Source organism: Streptomyces bambusae (assembly GCF_019400985.1).
Classification (GTDB): Bacteria; Actinomycetota; Actinomycetes; order Streptomycetales; family Streptomycetaceae; genus Streptomyces; species Streptomyces bambusae_A.
Genome location: NZ_WTFF01000032.1, coordinates 18,465 through 35,294 on the forward strand (window position 1 = coordinate 18,465; position 16,830 = coordinate 35,294).

Here is a 16,830-nt window from a genome sequence, read left to right on the forward strand (position 1 = left end):
ACCGATGACAGATTTCAATATCTGTCAGTCCATAGATGTGGACGGTTCTGGAACGACGCCGGGGAAGAAGAGGCCGGAGCAGGAGCGGCCGGAGGGAGGACGGACAGGTGGGGACCACGATCGCGGCACTGAGTGCCGCTGCTGCTCTGTTCAGCTACTGCTCAGTGCTGCGGAGGTACGGCGACTTCCGCGGCCGCCGGCGGGGGCGGGGGCTCCAGCTCGCGGGCCGTGCGCTCCGCGGTCCGGCGCGCCCAGGGGCCGCTGCTCAGCACGCCCAGCACCAGCACCGCCACGCCGCAGCCGGTGATGACCCACCACGCCGGGCGGGCCGCCGCCGCGTAGGAGGCCGCGTCGAAGGAGGACCAGGTGGACGAGGCCCCCGCCAGCCCGGCGGCCAGCATCGCGCCGATCACCGCGACGCCCAGCGTGCCGCCGGTCTGACGGCTCGTGGCGGCGATGGCCGCCGCCACCCCGGCCTGGGAGCGCGGCATCCCGGAGACCGCCGTGTTGGTGATCGGCGAGTTGACCATGCCGAAGCCCACGCCGAACAGCACGTACGCCGTGAACATCAGCCAGTTCTGCTCCTCGGCCGCGAACGCGGCGAACAGCAGCGAGCTCGTGCCCATCCCCAGCCCCGCCACCACCAGCGGCAGCCGCGGCCCCCGGCTGCCGACCAGCCGCCCCGACAGGGGGGCGATCAGGCAGGTCGTCAGCGCCAGCGGCAGCATCCACAGGCCCGCGTGCAGCGGGTCCAGCCCCCGGACGTCCTGGAGGTACAGGGTGGTCAGGAAGAGGAAGCCGGACAGCGCGGCGAAGGCGCTGATCGCGATGAGGGTCGCGCCGCTGAAGGGCGCGCTGCGGAAGAACCGCGGGTCGATCAGGGGCTCCGTCCGCCGGGGCTCGTAGACCAGCAGCCCGACGAAGGAGGTCACGGCCACCGTCGCGCACCCCAGCACCAGCGCAGAGCCCAGCCCGGCCTCGGGCGCCTCGATGATCCCGTAGGTCAGCGAGCCCAGCAGGGCCATGATCAGCAGCTGGCCCACCAGGTCCGTGCGGCGCGGCCGGGGCGCGCGCGACTCGGGGACGTACTTCACGGTCAGCGCCAGCGCGACGAATCCGATCGGCAGGTTGAGCCAGAAGATGGACCGCCAGCCCACCGAGTCCACCAGCACCCCGCCGACCAGGGGTCCGGCCGCCATCGAGATGCCCGCCACACCGCCCCAGACCCCGATCGCCCGGGCCCGCTGCGCCGGATCGGTGAAGGTGTTGGCGATGATCGACATGGCGACGGGGTTGAGCATCGCCGCGCCCACCGCCTGGACCGCCCGGAAGGCGATGAGCCAGTCGAGGGACGGCGCCAGGGAGCAGAGCAGCGAGCCGGCCATGAAGACGGCCAGGCCGGCCAGGAAGACCTTGCGCCGGCCGATCCGGTCGCCCGTGGACCCGGCCAGCATCAGGAGGGACGCCATCACCAGGGTGTAGGCGTCGATGACCCACTGCATGCCCGACACGGGGGCCTGCAGGTCGCGCCGCATCTGGGGGAGAGCGACGTTCAGGACGGTGTTGTCGAGGCTGACGATCAGAAGGCTCAGGCAACAGATCGCCAGGACGAGCATGCGCTGCCGGTGACTCACCTCGTGCATGCCGCCGATCGTACGGAGAACCGATCAATACGGCATGCGCGAGAATGGGGGGATGACCACGCTCCCCCCCGCCCTCGCGATCGGCCCGCACACCGTGCAGCCGCCGGTGGTGCTCGCGCCCATGGCCGGCATCACCAACGCCCCGTTCCGCACCCTCTGCCGCGAGTTCTCGCAGGGCAAGGGCCTGTACGTGAGCGAGATGATCACGACGCGGGCGCTGGTCGAGCGCAACGAGAAGACCATGCAGCTGATCCACTTCGACGCGACCGAGAAGCCCCGGTCCATCCAGCTGTACGGGGTGGATCCCGCGACCGTCGGCAAGGCCGTCCGGATGATCGTGGAGGAGGACCGGGCCGATCACATCGACCTGAACTTCGGCTGCCCGGTCCCCAAGGTGACCCGCAAGGGCGGTGGCTCGGCCCTGCCGTACAAGCGGAACCTGCTGCGGGCCATCCTCAAGGAGGCCGTCGCCGGCGCCGGGGACATCCCGGTGACGATGAAGATGCGCAAGGGCATCGACGACGACCACCTCACTTACCTGGACGCCGGCCGCATCGCCGTGGAGGAGGGCGTCACCGCCATCGCCCTGCACGGCCGCACCACCGCCCAGCACTACGGCGGCACCGCCGACTGGGAGGCCATCGCCCGGCTCAAGGAGCACGTCCCGGAGATCCCGGTACTCGGCAACGGCGACATCTGGTGCGCCGAGGACGCGCTGCGCATGGTCCGCGAGACCGGCTGCGACGGCGTGGTCGTCGGCCGGGGCTGCCTGGGCCGGCCGTGGCTGTTCAACGACCTGGTGGCGGCCTTCGAGGGGCGCCCACAGGACATGTTCGCGCCCTCCCTGCGCGAGGTCGCGGCCGTCATGCTGCGGCACGCGACGCTGCTGGGGGAGTGGATCGGCGACGAGGCGCGCGGGGTGATCGACTTCCGTAAGCACGTGGCCTGGTACCTCAAGGGCTTCTCGGTCGGCTCCGAGATGCGGGGGAAGCTCGCGGTCATCTCGTCGCTGGCCGAGCTGGACGCTCATCTGAGCGAGCTTGATCTGGACCAGCCGTGGCCCGAGGGCGCGGACGGCCCGCGCGGCCGGACGTCCGGAAACAACCGGGTTGTCCTCCCGGACGGCTGGCTGAAGGATCCGTACGACTGCGCCGGGGTGAGCGAGGAAGCCGAGCTGGACACGTCCGGGGGCTGAGAAACCCGCCCTGAGGCGGCGTGAGATACGCCACGCATGGGTGGGGTTGCGCTCAGATGAGCGCGAAAATCACGGGTAAGACTTTCAAAGGGTGGCACTGGGTGCCACCCTTTGTTTGTTCAAGACTTGAACGCAAATGTATCGATGATCGCTCATCCGAGCGTGATCAAGCGGATCTGAGCGCCTCGGGCTTCGGGTTGTGAACGCGCTTGGGAGGTTTTGGCTACTCTCCAGTTACTTTCGATCCATGGGCGCACGGGTGGTTACGGCCGTATGTCGGCCAAGTGGACGTACCCAGAAGCCTTCGATCTGGGTATGTTCCTCGCCGTCAGGGCAGCCACCGAGCCTCGAGGAGTCGAGACCCGTGTCGGAAAACAAAGATCAGAAGCTCGTCTACGACTTCACCGAGGGCAACCGCGACCTCAAGGACCTTCTCGGCGGCAAGGGTGCCAACCTCGCCGAGATGACCAACCTGGGTCTCCCGGTTCCTCCCGGCTTCACCATCACCACGGAGGCCTGCAAGGTCTACCTGGAGAGCGGCGAGGCCCCGGCCGCGCTGCGCGACGAGGTCAGCGCCCACCTGGACGCCCTCGAGAAGAAGATGGGCAAGAAGCTCGGCCAGTCCGACGACCCGCTCCTGGTCTCCGTCCGCTCCGGCGCCAAGTTCTCGATGCCCGGCATGATGGACACCGTCCTCAACATCGGCCTCTCCGACGAGTCCGTGACCGGCCTCGCCTCCCAGGCCGGTGACGAGCGCTTCGCGTGGGACTCGTACCGCCGCCTGATCCAGATGTTCGGCAAGACCGTCCTGGGCGTGGACGGCGAGCTCTTCGAGGAGGCCCTGGAGGCCGCCAAGGAGGCCAAGAAGATCACGGTCGACACCGACCTCGACGCCGCCGACCTCAAGAAGATCGTCAAGACCTTCAAGAAGATCGTCGCCAAGGAGACCGGCCGCGACTTCCCGCAGGACCCGCGCGAGCAGATGGACCTGGCCATCAACGCGGTCTTCGACTCGTGGAACGGCGACCGCGCCAAGCTCTACCGCCGCCAGGAGCGCATCCCGCACGACCTCGGCACCGCCGTGAACGTCTGCACGATGGTCTTCGGCAACCTCGGCCCCGACTCCGGCACCGGCGTCGCCTTCACCCGCGACCCCGCCAGCGGCCACCAGGGCGTCTACGGCGACTACCTGCAGAACGCGCAGGGCGAGGACGTCGTCGCGGGCATCCGCAACACGGTCCCGCTCGCCGATCTGGAGCAGATCGACAAGACGTCGTACGACCAGCTCATGGGCATCATGGAGACCCTCGAGACGCACTACAAGGACCTGTGCGACATCGAGTTCACCATCGAGCGCGGCCAGCTGTGGATGCTCCAGACCCGCGTCGGCAAGCGCACCGCCGGCGCCGCCTTCCGCATCGCCACCCAGCTCGTGGACCAGGGCCTGATCGACGAGGCCGAGGCCCTGCAGCGGGTCACCGGCGCCCAGCTCGCCCAGCTGATGTTCCCCCGCTTCGACGAGTCCGCGAAGGTCGAGAAGATCGGCCGCGGCATCGCCGCCTCCCCGGGCGCGGCCGTCGGCAAGGCCGTCTTCGACTCGTACACGGCCGTGAAGTGGTCCCGCTCCGGCGAGAAGGTCATCCTGATCCGCCGCGAGACCAACCCGGACGACCTGGACGGCATGATCGCCGCCGAGGGCATCCTGACCTCGCGTGGCGGCAAGACCTCGCACGCGGCCGTCGTCGCCCGCGGCATGGGCAAGACCTGTGTCTGCGGTGCCGAGGAGCTGGAGGTCGACACCAAGCGCCGCCGGATGACCACCGCCGACGGCACGGTCGTCGAGGAGGGCGACGTCGTCTCCATCGACGGCTCCACCGGCAAGGTGTACCTCGGCGAGGTACCCGTCGTACCGTCCCCGGTCGTCGAGTACTTCGAGGGCCGCATGCACGCCGGCGCCGACGACGCCGACGAGCTGGTCGCCGCCGTCCACCGGATCATGGCCTACGCCGACCGCGTCCGCCGGCTGCGGGTGCGCGCCAACGCCGACAACGCCGAGGACGCCTCCCGCGCCCGCCGGTTCGGCGCCCAGGGCATCGGCCTGTGCCGCACCGAGCACATGTTCCTCGGTGAGCGCCGCGAGATGGTCGAGCGCCTGATCCTCGCCGACACCGACGAGGAGCGCGCCGCCGCCCTCACCGACCTGCTGCCGCTGCAGAAGAAGGACTTCATCGAGCTGTTCGAGGCGATGGACGGGCTGCCCGTCACCGTCCGCCTGCTCGACCCGCCGCTGCACGAGTTCCTTCCCGACATCACCGAGCTGTCGGTCCGGGTGGCCCTCGCCGAGTCCCGCAAGGACCCGAACGAGAACGACCTGCGCCTGCTCCAGGCCGTCCACCGGCTGCACGAGCAGAACCCGATGCTGGGTCTGCGCGGCGTCCGCCTCGGCCTGGTCATCCCCGGCCTGTTCACCATGCAGGTCCGGGCGATCGCCGAGGCCGCGGCCGAGCGCAAGAACGCCAAGGGCGACCCGCGCGTCGAGATCATGATCCCGCTCGTGGGCACCGTCCAGGAGCTGGAGATCGTCCGCGAGGAGGCCGAGGCGGTCATCGCCGAGGTCGAGGCCGCCACCGGCGTGGAGCTCCGTCTGGCGCTGGGCACCATGATCGAGCTGCCGCGCGCCGCGGTCACCGCCGGCCAGATCGCCGAGGCCGCCGAGTTCTTCTCGTTCGGCACCAACGACCTGACCCAGACGGTGTGGGGCTTCTCCCGCGACGACGTGGAGGCCAGCTTCTTCACCGCGTACCTGGAGAAGGGCATCTTCGGCGTCAGCCCGTTCGAGACCATCGACAAGGACGGCGTCGGCTCCCTGGTCCGCCACGCGGTGGAGCAGGGCCGCGCCACCCGCCCCGACATCAAGCTCGGCGTCTGCGGTGAGCACGGCGGCGACCCGGAGTCGGTGCACTTCTTCCACGAGGTCGGGCTCGACTACGTCTCCTGCTCGCCGTTCCGGATCCCGGTGGCGCGCCTGGAGGCCGGCCGTGCCGCGGCCGAGGCGAAGGGCTCGGACAGCCGCTGACCCACCCTCCGGCGCTTCCCCAGGGACCGCGCCGGACCCACGGACGGCGTCCGCCCCCGGGATCCCTGACCCCCGAGGGCGGACGCACCCATGTTTGTGGCACGGCCAGTGGCGGGGCCGGTGGCGCGGTCCGTGAAGAAGGCCATTGTTCAACAAATCTTTACGGCAGCAGGCGGCGGACGGATCCCCACCCGTCCACCGCCTGCTGTCAATCTGCCAGGCACGTCGGCGCTTCCCGGTGCGACCGACCGCCAGGCCCCGCAAAGCCCCCCACGGCCTTCGCGGAGCGTTTCGGTCGCACCGGAGTGTGCCTGGCGGAGTACAGGATTTCGGTTGTCACGCCCCTGCCGAAAGGGGTTTCAACTGTGGCCGAAAGGGCGTGGTGACGTCGTGTGACGGCATGCATACTCATGGGGCGGGGGGATTGCGGTTGCACAGGTGGGGGTTCGGTGCTGCGTATCCATTTCACTGGAGTGGACCTGGCACGCGTACGGATGGCATGTCGTCCCGATGCGTTGTGGGAAACGATTCTGAGTTTTCATCGCTTAAGGGACCGGCGTGACGTCCGGCTGTTCGGTGATTGGCGCACGGAAACGCGGAGCAGGTTGAATACTGAAACACGTCTCCTTGGTGCGCTCATACCGAGTCGTGGCTATTTCCCCGATTTTCTGACTCCTGTGGAGGGGCAGTACGGGTGGGATGTCGGCCTTGACGCGTTGCGCGGGATCCGTGCGGAGCGGCTGAGGCGGGAGCTGACCCTCGTGGGCGGTGGGGCACAGCCGGCGCCGCGGCTGCGGGAGTTCACCGACAGCGGCGTACGGCACCTGCCGCGGCTGCTGGCCGAGCTGCGCGGCTACCACCGCGCGGCCGTGGAGCCGTACTGGACGCACATACAGGCCCAGATAGAGGCCGAACGGGCGGCACGCGGCCGCGCGTTGCTCGACGGCGGCGCCGACGAGCTGCTGGCCTCGCTGCCGCCGATGCTGCGCTGGCGGGCGCCGGTGCTGGAGTGCGACTACCCGGTGGACCGGGACGTCCGGCTGCGCGGGCGCGGCCTGCTGCTCCAGCCGTCGTTCTTCTGCCGGCGCACGGCGGTCACCCTGCACGACCCGGAGCTGCCGCCGGTGCTGGTGTACCCGGCCGCGGCGCACCTGGCCTCGGCGCCGACCTGCGGCGAGGGGGTCCGGCCGACCAGCCTGGACGACCACCGCCAGCGCACCCTGGGCAAGCTCGTCGGGCACACCCGCTCGGTGGTGCTGCGCGCCATCGGCGACGGGGCGACCACGAGCGAGCTGGCCCGCCGGGCCGGCGTCTCCCTGGCCTCCGCCAGCCAGCACGCCTGCGTGATGCGCGAGGCCGGGCTGGTGACCACCCTGCGCCGGGGCAACGCCGTGCTCCACACGGTGACCCCGCTCGGCGCGGCCCTGCTCAAGGGCGGCGCGGTGGCCTCCTAGGAAGCGCGGGACCCCCGCACCCCGGGCGGGGTGCGGGGGCCCTGGAGGCGCTCGGCGGTCCCGGAGAGCGGTCTGTCAGGCGGTCCGCTCGGCGGTCCCGGAGAGCGGTCCGTCAGACCCGGAAGGGCCCGGTGACCTCGTACGTGATGCCGCCCGAGGAGCTGCCCGTCGTGCCGCGCTGGCTGGAGAAGTACAGGCGGTTGCCGGCGGGGGAGAAGGCCGGGCCGGTGATCTCCGAGGAGGACTGGCCGGTGACCCGCAGGAAGGGCGCGACCACGTCGTCCGGGGTGATCACGCAGATCTCCATGTTGCCGCCGTCCTCGGCCACGTACAGGTCGCCGTACGAGGAGCCGGTGACGTTGTCGACGCCCGTCAGCGGGGCGCCGCCGCCCACCACCAGCGAGTCGTCGTAGGCCAGCTCGTACGTGCTGTTCGCCAGGTTGAGCTGCCACACCCGGTTGTCGCCCTTGGTGGTGAACCAGACCGTGTCGTTTGCGTAGTGGCAGCCCTCGCCGCCGTTGAACCGCTTGGCGCCGGAGACCTGGTCACGGGTGTACGTGGGGGAGCCGTCCGGGTCCAGGACGGTCTGCCAGGTGAAGGAGCCGGAGGTGGCGGTGCCGGCCTTGAGCACCTGAAGGGTGCCCGAGGAAAGGTTTCCCCAGGTGGTGGGGACGAAGCGGTAGAGGCAGCCGTTGGACTCGTCCTCCGTCAGGTAGATCACCCGGCGGACCGGGTCGGCGGCCGCGGCCTCGTGCTTGAACTGGCCCAGCGCGGGCCGCCGGACGGCCGCCATCACCCCGTACGGGTCGGTCTCGTAGACGTAGCCGCGGCTGACCTCCTCGCAGGACAGCCAGGTGTTCCACGGGGTCTTGCCGCCCGCGCAGTTCTGCCGGGTGTTCGACAGGATGCGGTAGGAGCCGGTGATCGTGCCGGAGGAGTTGAACTTCACCGCGCTCGCGCCGCCGGAGGGGTTGATCTCCGAGTTGGAGACGTAGATCCAGCCCGTGCCGTCGGCGAAGCACGCGCCGCCGTCGGGGGCGTTGTGCCACGTGTACGAGGTGCCGCTGACGGTCTGGCCGGACCGGGCTATCACCCGGCTGGTGAAGCCGCTCGGCAGCATGATCCCGTTCGCGTCCGCCGCGCCGAGCGCCCCGTACGGTCCGGGGCCGGGCTGGGCCGGGGCCGCGTAGGCGGCGCCGCGCATGAGGGTGCCGCCGAAGGCCGCGGCAGAGGAGCCGATGACTGCGCCGCGCAGGAAGGTACGACGTTCCACGGTCACTCCATGAGGGGGGAGGGTGGCCCCGCGGCCGGCCGGCCGCGAGGTCGCGCGCCGAGGACCATAGGAGCGCCGTGTTGATGCCACGTCAACACGAGATGACCCGCGGGCGACCGGCGAACAGCCCTCGCGGTTCGCCTGCGCGGCGCGGGGCGCGCAGGCCCGCGCAAGGGGCGTGCGCGGATCTGTGCGTGCCGCCTCGCCCTTCCGGAAGCTCCTTGAGCGCCCCTCGGCGCCCCTTGCCGAACGGGCCCCCGGCGCCCCTTCCCGAACGCCCTCCCGGCCGACCGGGCGTACCGGCCGCTCGCGCCCGGCAAAAAAAGTTTCCGCGCGGCCGATGAGTTTTCCGCCCGCCCGCTGTCCACCCCTGTGACAGCAGCACACCGCAGCTGACGGCCGGCCGCACCCCGCGGCACGCACCGACCCACGGAAGAGGGACCCAGAGATGTCGCCGACCATGATCTTCGTGAACCTGCCGGTCAAGGACCTGGACGCGAGCAAGGCCTTCTGGAACCGGCTCGGATACTCCTTCAACCCCCAGTTCACCGACGACACCGCCGCCAGCCTCGTCATCAGCGACACGATCTTCGCCATGCTGCTGACCGAGGCCAAGTTCAAGGAGTTCACCCACAAGGCCATCGCGGACACCGCCACCACCACCGAGGCCCTGCTGTGCCTGAGCGCCGACAGCCGCGCCGCCGTGGACGCCCTGGTCGACAAGGCACTGGCCGCCGGCGGCACCGAGCCCCGCGGGGCCATGGACTACGGCACCATGTACGGCCGGACGTTCGAGGACCTGGACGGCCACACCTGGGAGATCATGTGGATGGACCCGGCGGCCGTCCAGGGCTGAGCCCCGCACCCCCTCTACAGCTCCGCACCCCCTCTACGAGGTCGCGGCGGTCCGGACCGGATAGGTGCGGACCGCCACCCCGTCGTCGTCCAGGCAGCGCCCCGAGCTCAGGTCGAAGCGCTGCTTGAGCAGCGGCGAGGCCACGAACGGACGGCCCTCGGCGCAGCCGATCAGCCCCCGCGAGAGCACCTGCGCCCCGGTGAAGGGGTCCCGGTTGCTGATCGCGTACGGCCGGCCCTGCCGGTCGATGAAGACCGCGGCCTGGCTGCCGTCGGGCAGCAGCGCGGCCACCCCGCGGCCCGGAATGAGTGCTTCGAGCTCGCACACCGTCAGCCAGCCCTCCGCCACGCGCAGTTCGACGGTCATCGGGTACCTCCCAGGGGTTCGAGGGACGGGGACGGGGAGATCTGCAGAACGGCCAGGTCGGGCTTGACCTGCTCGCGTTCGGGGACGAACTTCACGGTCGGGTCGGGGGCGCCCGGCGCGTTGACGAAGGACACGAAGCGCCGCAGCCGGTCGGGATCGTCCAGGGTCTCGGCCCATTCGTCGCGGTAGCCGGCCACGTGGTCGGCCATCAGCGCCTCCAGCTCCGCGCACAGCCCCAGCGAGTCGTGCACGACCACGTCCCGCAGGTGCTCCAGGCCGCCCTCCAGCCGCTCCAGCCAGGCGGAGGTGCGCTCCAGGCGGTCGGCGGTGCGGATGTAGAACATCAGGAACCGGTCGATGAGCCGCACCAGTTCGGCGTCGGAGAGGTCCTGGGCCAGCAGGTCGGCGTGGCGCGGGGTGGCCCCGCCGTTCCCGCCGACGTACAGGTTCCAGCCGTTGGCCGTGGCGATGACGCCGAAGTCCTTGCTCTGCGCCTCGGCGCACTCGCGGGTGCAGCCGGATACGGCCGACTTGAGCTTGTGCGGGGCGCGCAGGCCCCGGTAGCGCAGCTCCAGGTCGATGGCCATGCGCACGCTGTCCTGGACGCCGTAGCGGCACCAGGTCTGCCCGACGCAGGACTTCACCGTACGCAGTGCCTTGCCGTACGCGTGCCCGGACTCGAAGCCGGCCTCGACCAGCCGGGACCAGATCTGCGGGAGCTGGTCGACGCGGGCGCCGAAGAGGTCGATCCGCTGACCTCCGGTGATCTTGGTGTAGAGGCCGAAGTCGCGGGCCACCTCGCCGATCACGATCAGCTTGTCGGGGGTGATCTCGCCGCCGGGGATGCGCGGGACGACGGAGTAGGAGCCGTTGCGCTGGAGGTTGGCGAGGAAGTGGTCGTTGGTGTCCTGGAGGGCGGCCTGCTCGCCGGCCAGGACGTAGCCGGAGGCACCGATGGTCGGCGCGAGCGAGGCGATGATCGAGCCGACGGCCGGCTTGCAGACCTCGCAGCCGTCGGTGCCGCGCGCCGCCTCGCGGCCGTGGCTGTCGAGCAGCTGGTCGTACGAGGTCAGCCGCAGGGTGCGGACGATCTCGTAGAGCTCGGCCCGGGTGTAGGCGAAGCAGGCGCACAGCCCCTTCTCCGCCGGGGGCGGCAGCAGCTGGCCGATCACCTTCACGCAGCCGCCGCAGCCGGTGCCCGCCTTGGTGCACTTCTTGACCTCGGGCAGGGTGGCGCAGGCGGCGATGGCCTTCTTGGTGACGTTGTGGCAGGAACAGATGATCGCGTCGTCGGGCAGGGAGGCCGGGCCGAGGGCGGCGGGCGCGCCGATCCCGGCCGGCAGGACCAGCTGCTCGGGGGCGGCGGGCGGGACGCTGCCGGTCAGCGGGCGCAGCAGCCCGTAGGAGTCGGCGTCGCCGACCAGGATGCCGCCGAGCAGCCGGCCGTCGGGGGCGACCACCAGCTTCTTGTAGACCCCGGCGCGGGAGTCCGAGTAGACCACGTCCAGGCTGCCCTCGGTGGCGCCGTGGGCGTCGCCGAAGGATGCCACGTCCACGCCGAGCAGCTTGAGCTTGGTCGACAGGTCGGCGCCGGTGAACTCCCGCTCCCGGCCCAGCAGGTCGTCGGCGGCGGTCTCGGCCATCTCGTAGCCGGGGGCGACCAGGCCGTAGACGCGGCCGTCGGAGGCCAGCGCGCACTCGCCGATCGCGTAGACGTGCGGGTCGGAGGTGCGGCAGCGGGTGTCCACGGCGATGCCGCCGCGCTCGCCGACCTCCAGCCCGCAGTCCCGGGCCAGCTGGTCGCGGGGGCGGACGCCCGCGGAGAAGACGACGAGGTCGGTGGCGAGCGTGCTGCCGTCGGACAGCCGCATCCCGGTCACCGAGCCGTCGGGCGCGTCGGCCAGCACCTCCTGGGTGCCGACGCCGGTGTGGACGGTCAGCCCCATCGACTCGATGGTGCGCAGCAGGGCCGCGCCGCCCCCGTCGTCCACCTGGGCGGGCATCAGGCGGGGCGCGAACTCCACGATGCGGGTGGCCAGCCCCAGGCCCTGCAGGGCGCCGGCGGCCTCCAGACCGAGCAGTCCGCCGCCGACGACGGCGCCGGTGGCCCGGTCCTTGGCGTACTCCTCGATCGCGAGGAGGTCCTCGACCGTGCGGTAGACGAAGCAGCCGGGGGAGTCCTTGCCGGGTACGGGCGGCACGAACGGGTAGCTGCCGGTCGCCAGGACCAGTACGTCGTACGGCACGACCCGGCCGGACCGGGAGGTGACCGTACGGGCCTCCCGGTCGACGGCGACGGCCGGGTCGCCCAGGTGCAGCTCGATCCCGTGCTCGGCCATGAACCCGGCCGGGGTCATCGACAGGTCCTCGGCGGAGGTGCCGGAGAAGTACGAGGTCAGGTGCACCCGGTCGTACGCCGGGCGGGGTTCCTCGCAGAGCACGGTGATCGCGTGCGTGGCCGTCGCGCCCCGTTCGGCGAGCGCCTCCAGGTAGCGCTGGCCGACCATGCCGTGACCGACGAGGACGAGCGAGGGGCGCCCGGCGGGCGGCGGGGACTGGGGATTGCTCATGATCAGGAGCCTCCGTCGTCGGTGAGCAGATGGAACAGGTCGTCCAGCGGTTCGTCGCCCTCCCAGGTGCGCGCCAGCGCGCCCACCGTGGAGAGCTCGCCGAGCAGCACCCCGCCCACCAGGCGGTCGCCGCGCAGGACGACCTTGCGGTAGGTGCGGCGGGTGGCGTCGGCCAGGGAGACCACGTCGTCTCCGGGGCGGGGGGTCGGCTCGCCGAAGGCGGCCAGGTCCAGGGGGCGGGCGCCGTCGGCGAGGGTGAGCCGGGTCAGCGCCCGGGTGCCCGCGTAGCGGGCGGGCCGGCCCTGGAGCACGGCCGCGAGCACGTCGGCCTGCTCCAGCGCCGGTCCGGCCAGGCCGTAGGCCTGCCCGGCGTGCTCGGCGCAGTCGCCGACGGCGTGGATCCGGGGGTCGGAGGTGCGCAGCTCGTCGTCGACCAGCACGCCCTTGCCCAGGGCCAGCCCGGCGGCCTGCGCGAGGCCTACGCGGGGGCGTACGCCGCAGGCGAGGACCACGAGATCGGCGTCGAGCCGGAACCCGTCGGCGAGGTCCACCCCGGTCACGGTGCGGCGCTCGCCCACCGGCACAGCCGCGAGGCCGCGCACCCGGCACTCGGTGTGGACCTCCACGCCGAGGGCGGTCAGATGGGTGAGCAGCAGGGCCGAGGCGTCCGCGTCCAGCTGGCGCTCCATCAGGCGGCTGCCCTGCTGGGCCAGGACCACCTGGGCGCCGCGGGCCGCGAGGGCGCGGGCGGCGGAGACGCCGAGCAGCCCGCCGCCGATCACCACGGCGCGCACGCCGGGGCGGTGGCGCAGGGCCTCGGACAGGGCCAGGCAGTCGTCCATGGTCCGGAAGGCGTGGACGCCGTCGGGCAGCTCCCGCCCGGCGCCCTCCAGCTCGAACAGGCCGCGCAGCGGGGGCAGCACCGGGTTGGAGCCGGTGGCCAGGACCAGGGTGTCGTACTGCTCGACGGTGCCGTCGTCGCAGTGGACCAGCCGCTCGGCCCGGTCGATGCGCACCGCGCGCACCCCGCGGCGCAGGGCCGGTCCGGGGTCGGGCAGGGCGGTGACCTCGGGGGCGAACCGGCCCGCCAGGACCTCGGCGAGGAGGACGCGGTTGTAGGGGGCGCGGCTCTCCTCGCCGAGCACGGTCACGTCGGCCGCGGGGCCGAGCCGCTGCGCGAGCCGCAGCCCGGCGAGCCCGCCGCCGATCACCAGAACATGCTGTCGGGAGGTCATGCTCCGAGCGTGCGGGGCGCCTGTTTCCCGGCGGCATCACTGCTGTTACCCGCGCGGAACGCTGACCTCTTCGAGGCGGGCCGGGGCGTGTGAGCCGCAGCTCGGGCGGCGGGGCGGGCGGCGCCCCGGGCCGTTGCCGGACTCCCGCCCGGACCGGGAAAGCTCAAACCTTGCGCAAGAAACCCCGAATAGATGGATGTTGCATCAACCGGTTGCCTAGGGTCGGGGCCGTGCCTGACATATCGACGACCATGATCATCGTGCTGTGCGCGGCGGCCGCGGCGGCCGGCTGGATCGACGCCGTGGTGGGCGGGGGCGGCCTGCTCCTGCTGCCCGCCCTGATGCTCGGCCTGCCCGCGAACGTACCGCTCACGCACGCGCTCGGCACCAACAAGGCGGTGGCGATCGTAGGCACTTCCGGCGCGGCGGTCACCTTCGCCCGCAAGGCGCCGGTGGACGTGCGGACCGCCGTCCGGATCGGTGTGGCCGCGATGGCGGGCGCGATGGGCGGGGCCCTGCTCGCGGGCGTGTTCAGCAAGGACACCATGCGCCCGCTGATCATGGTCGTGCTGCTGCTGGTGGCCGGCTTCGTGCTCTTCCGGCCGGCCTTCGGCGCCGCTGCCGAGGGCGGGCCCGTCAGCCGCCGCCGGATCGTGGCCGCCATCCTCCTCGCGGGGCTCGGCATCGGTTTCTACGACGGCCTGATCGGCCCCGGCACCGGCACCTTCCTGGTCCTCGCCCTGACCGCACTGCTGCACCTGGACCTGCTGACCGCCTCCGCCACGGCCAAGATCGTCAACGTCGGCACCAACGGCGGCGCCCTCGCCGTCTTCGCCTACCAGGGCGCCGTCCTGTGGCAGCTGGCCGCGCTGATGGCGGCCTTCAACCTGCTGGGCGGGATGGCCGGCGCCCGCATGGCCCTGAAGAAGGGCAGCGGGTTCGTCCGCGCCGTCCTGCTGACGGTCGTCCTCGCCCTGGTGGTGAAGCTCGGCCTGGAGCAGTGGGCCTGAGCCCGCCCGCTACCTGACGTCGAGCTCGTAGGTCACCGAGCCCGGCCCGGCCCTGCGCCTTCGCCATGAACGACTCGCAGTCGGTCCTGGTCCCGATCAGGTTGACGACGGGGAAGGCCACCGGCAGACCGGCCGGCAGCGTGCAGGTACGGGTGCTGCGCCCACCGAAGTTGCCGGCGAGGAACCAGACGTCCTTGGGCTGGTTGGTGGCGCAGAACGTGCCGTCCGGGTCGCTGACCGGGTTGGAACCGGACCTGGCGGACGCCGCACAGCTCCACCAGCGGCTCTGCAGAGTGCCGGAGGGGAGGCGGGTCCCGGCCCCGCCCGGGCTCGCGGCCCCGCCCGGCTCGCGGTCGGGACCGCGCTCGCGCCGGCACCCATGGCACCGGCCGCGCCGGGCTGCGCCGAAGCCGCGGAGGGCGCGGAGGGCGTGGGGCCCTGCCCCGCCGGCTCCTCGGACGCGGACGTGGTGCAGGCAGCGGCGGTCAGCGCGAGGGCGTCCGCCAGCAGAATCAGTGATCTCCCCCTGGGCATCCCGGCATCCTGGAGGGGATTCGCCGAGGGGTTCGTCGACGGGAATCGTCCGATGCCGGAGAGCTCAGCGCGTGCCCGTCAGGTGGGCGAAGACCACCACGTTGCCCTGGTAGCCCGTGCCCGGGGAGAAGGGGCCGCCGCAGGTGATGACGCGGAGCTCGGCGCGCGGGGAGGGACCGTAGACCAGCTGGTCCGGGAAGCGGCCGGCCAGGTAGACCTCCACCGCGTGGACGGTGAAGACGGCGGTTCGGCCGTCCCGGCGCGGGACCTCGATCACCGCCCCGCGGCGCAGCGCGCCCAGCCGGTAGAAGACCGCCGGGCCGGTGGCGTGGTCGACGTGGCCGGCGATGATCGCGGTGCCGGCCGAGCCGGGGGTGGTGCCGTCGCGGTACCAGCCGGCGAGGTCGCGCCGGGTCGCCGGAGGGGCGTCGAGCCGGCCCTCGCCGTCGAGGCCGAGGCCGGTCAGCGGGGCGTCGACCCCGATGGCGGGGATCTTGATCCGGGTCGGCGGGGAGCCCGGCAGCGGGGTGATGCCGTCGGCGGGGGCCACGGCGCGCAGGGCCTCCCCGGCGGAGGGCAGCGGTGGCCGGACGTGTTCGGCGGAGCCACTGGTGACCAGCCAGATCCCGGTACCGGCGGCCAGTGCCACCAGGCCGATGCGACCCCGTCGGGGCCGCCGGTCGCGTCGCATTCCTGCCCCCTCGGGTGTGCGTGTGGGCGGGCTCGGTGTGGCCGTCGCCCGGCCCCGCGAACGGGGGGACCTCACGGGGCGGGCGACGGGGGGCGGTACCGGTACGGACCGCGGCCGGGCCGCGGTGGGCGCCCGTCAGCCCCGCGTGCCGCTCGCCCGGCGACGCAGGAGCCAGGTACCGCCGACGGCGGTCGCGGCCAGTACGGCCGCTCCCGCCGCGATCTTGGCGGGGTCGGTGGTGGTGGTCGTGCCACCGCCCACCCCGGTGTGCACGTGGCCCTGCGGGCCGCGCTCGGTGACGACCAGGTCGCCGGTGGCGAACTTGCCGTCGGCGCAGGTCGCGCCGATCTCGTAGGTCCCCGGCCGGACCTCGCGGCCGACCCGGAACTGGCCGACCACGACCTCCTTGTGCGTGCCCGGCACCAGCCGGAAGCGGCCGCCGCCGACCGTGGTCGCATCGCCGTCGGCCTCGCCGCGCGGGCCGCAGGCGGTGGTGTTCACGGTGACCGCGGCACCGGGCGCCGCCGACTTCGGCCAGACCTCCAGCTCGGCGAAGTCCCCGGCGGCGAAGACGCCCGCGCCGAGGCCCGCCGCGGCCACCGCGCCCGCGACCGGGCCGGCGAACGCGGCGGCGGTCACTGCGGCTGCGGTGAGCGCATGGGCGGTGCGGCGGCGCATGGCGGCTCCTGCGGATCCTCTGCTCGGCTCTGCTCGGTTTCGGTCCGGTCCGGTCCGGTCCGGTCCGGGACGGACACGGGTCGTGTCCCCGAGCTAACCGGCCGCCCGCCGCCGGCGCCTGTCGGGGCGGCGCGGCCGACCGGTCCCGGGAGCCGGCCGCGAGGGCGTTACGGCACGTCAGCGCGCCCGTCGAGGCATCCGGGTGCCCCGGTGCCGTCCGGGTGAAGGGGCTTCGGCCGCCGGCAGCAT

12 protein-coding genes are annotated in these 16,830 nt (G+C 72.4%); 5 read left to right on the top strand and 7 right to left on the bottom strand.

The genetic code is table 11. The features are described from left to right. Window positions 1-161: 161 nt before the first annotated feature. Window positions 162-1,643, bottom strand: coding sequence for an MFS transporter (locus GPJ59_RS07675; RefSeq protein ID WP_219665700.1), 1,482 nt, complete (start codon window positions 1,641-1,643; stop codon window positions 162-164). Window positions 1,644-1,695: 52 nt separating this feature from the next. On the opposite strand from GPJ59_RS07675, the gene dusB reads away from it, so the two are divergent. From dusB to GPJ59_RS07690, 3 genes are all read left to right on the top strand, one after another. Then, window positions 1,696-2,838, top strand: a complete 1,143-nt coding sequence (gene dusB, locus GPJ59_RS07680; RefSeq protein ID WP_219665701.1) for a tRNA dihydrouridine synthase DusB — start codon at window positions 1,696-1,698, stop codon at window positions 2,836-2,838. Window positions 2,839-3,202: 364 nt separating this feature from the next. After that, on the top strand, window positions 3,203-5,914 hold the full coding sequence (ppdK, locus tag GPJ59_RS07685) for a pyruvate, phosphate dikinase (RefSeq protein ID WP_219665702.1): 2,712 nt from the start codon (window positions 3,203-3,205) through the stop codon (window positions 5,912-5,914). Between the two features lie 449 nt (window positions 5,915-6,363). Then, window positions 6,364-7,368, top strand: coding sequence for an ArsR/SmtB family transcription factor (locus tag GPJ59_RS07690; RefSeq protein WP_219665703.1), 1,005 nt, complete (start codon window positions 6,364-6,366; stop codon window positions 7,366-7,368). A gap of 112 nt (window positions 7,369-7,480) precedes the next feature. Here GPJ59_RS07690 and GPJ59_RS07695 read toward each other — a convergent pair whose 3' ends face one another. After that, window positions 7,481-8,641, bottom strand: a complete 1,161-nt coding sequence (locus GPJ59_RS07695) for an alkaline phosphatase PhoX (RefSeq protein WP_219665704.1) — start codon at window positions 8,639-8,641, stop codon at window positions 7,481-7,483. A 448-nt stretch (window positions 8,642-9,089) separates the two neighbouring features. Between GPJ59_RS07695 and GPJ59_RS07700 the strand changes: the two genes are divergently transcribed. Further along, window positions 9,090-9,497, top strand: coding sequence for a VOC family protein (locus GPJ59_RS07700; protein ID WP_219665705.1), 408 nt, complete (start codon window positions 9,090-9,092; stop codon window positions 9,495-9,497). 33 nt (window positions 9,498-9,530) lie between these two features. Here GPJ59_RS07700 and nirD read toward each other — a convergent pair whose 3' ends face one another. Genes nirD through GPJ59_RS07715 form a run of 3 tightly spaced genes read right to left on the bottom strand, consistent with a single transcriptional unit; the run spans window position 9,531 to window position 13,668 of the window. Then, window positions 9,531-9,863 carry a nitrite reductase small subunit NirD gene (nirD, locus tag GPJ59_RS07705; RefSeq protein ID WP_219665706.1) on the bottom strand — a complete coding sequence of 111 codons (333 nt, stop codon included), beginning with the start codon at window positions 9,861-9,863 and terminating at the stop codon, window positions 9,531-9,533. Continuing rightward, on the bottom strand, window positions 9,860-12,433 hold the full coding sequence (gene nirB, locus GPJ59_RS07710) for a nitrite reductase large subunit NirB (protein WP_219665707.1): 2,574 nt from the start codon (window positions 12,431-12,433) through the stop codon (window positions 9,860-9,862). The genes nirD and nirB overlap by 4 nt, the downstream gene beginning before the upstream one ends. 2 nt (window positions 12,434-12,435) lie before the next feature. Beyond that, entirely contained in the window at window positions 12,436-13,668 is a 1,233-nt protein-coding gene (locus GPJ59_RS07715) for an NAD(P)/FAD-dependent oxidoreductase (RefSeq protein ID WP_219665708.1), read from the bottom strand. A 230-nt stretch (window positions 13,669-13,898) separates the two neighbouring features. On the opposite strand from GPJ59_RS07715, the gene GPJ59_RS07720 reads away from it, so the two are divergent. Next, on the top strand, window positions 13,899-14,678 hold the full coding sequence (locus tag GPJ59_RS07720) for a sulfite exporter TauE/SafE family protein (protein WP_219665709.1): 780 nt from the start codon (window positions 13,899-13,901) through the stop codon (window positions 14,676-14,678). Window positions 14,679-15,276: 598 nt separating this feature from the next. Here GPJ59_RS07720 and GPJ59_RS07725 read toward each other — a convergent pair. Beyond that, on the bottom strand, window positions 15,277-15,903 hold the full coding sequence (locus GPJ59_RS07725; protein ID WP_219665710.1) for a class F sortase: 627 nt from the start codon (window positions 15,901-15,903) through the stop codon (window positions 15,277-15,279). A 135-nt stretch (window positions 15,904-16,038) separates the two neighbouring features. Further along, a complete protein-coding gene (locus GPJ59_RS07730) occupies window positions 16,039-16,581 on the bottom strand; it encodes a hypothetical protein (protein ID WP_258024019.1) in 543 nt (180 codons plus the stop codon). Window positions 16,582-16,830 lie beyond the last annotated feature (249 nt).

Bases quoted from the DNA above. Each gene is read 5' to 3' on its own strand.
- GPJ59_RS07675 (WP_219665700.1), bottom strand. From the start codon at position 1,643: ATGCACGAGGTGAGTCACCGGCAGCGCATGCTCGTCCTGGCGATCTGT.
- dusB (WP_219665701.1), top strand. From the start codon at position 1,696: ATGACCACGCTCCCCCCCGCCCTCGCGATCGGCCCGCACACCGTGCAG.
- GPJ59_RS07700 (WP_219665705.1), top strand. From the start codon at position 9,090: ATGTCGCCGACCATGATCTTCGTGAACCTGCCGGTCAAGGACCTGGAC.
- nirD (WP_219665706.1), bottom strand. From the start codon at position 9,863: ATGACCGTCGAACTGCGCGTGGCGGAGGGCTGGCTGACGGTGTGCGAG.
- nirB (WP_219665707.1), bottom strand. From the start codon at position 12,433: ATGAGCAATCCCCAGTCCCCGCCGCCCGCCGGGCGCCCCTCGCTCGTC.
- GPJ59_RS07715 (WP_219665708.1), bottom strand. From the start codon at position 13,668: ATGACCTCCCGACAGCATGTTCTGGTGATCGGCGGCGGGCTCGCCGGG.
- GPJ59_RS07725 (WP_219665710.1), bottom strand. From the start codon at position 15,903: ATGCGACGCGACCGGCGGCCCCGACGGGGTCGCATCGGCCTGGTGGCA.
- GPJ59_RS07730 (WP_258024019.1), bottom strand. From the start codon at position 16,581: ATGCGCCGCCGCACCGCCCATGCGCTCACCGCAGCCGCAGTGACCGCC.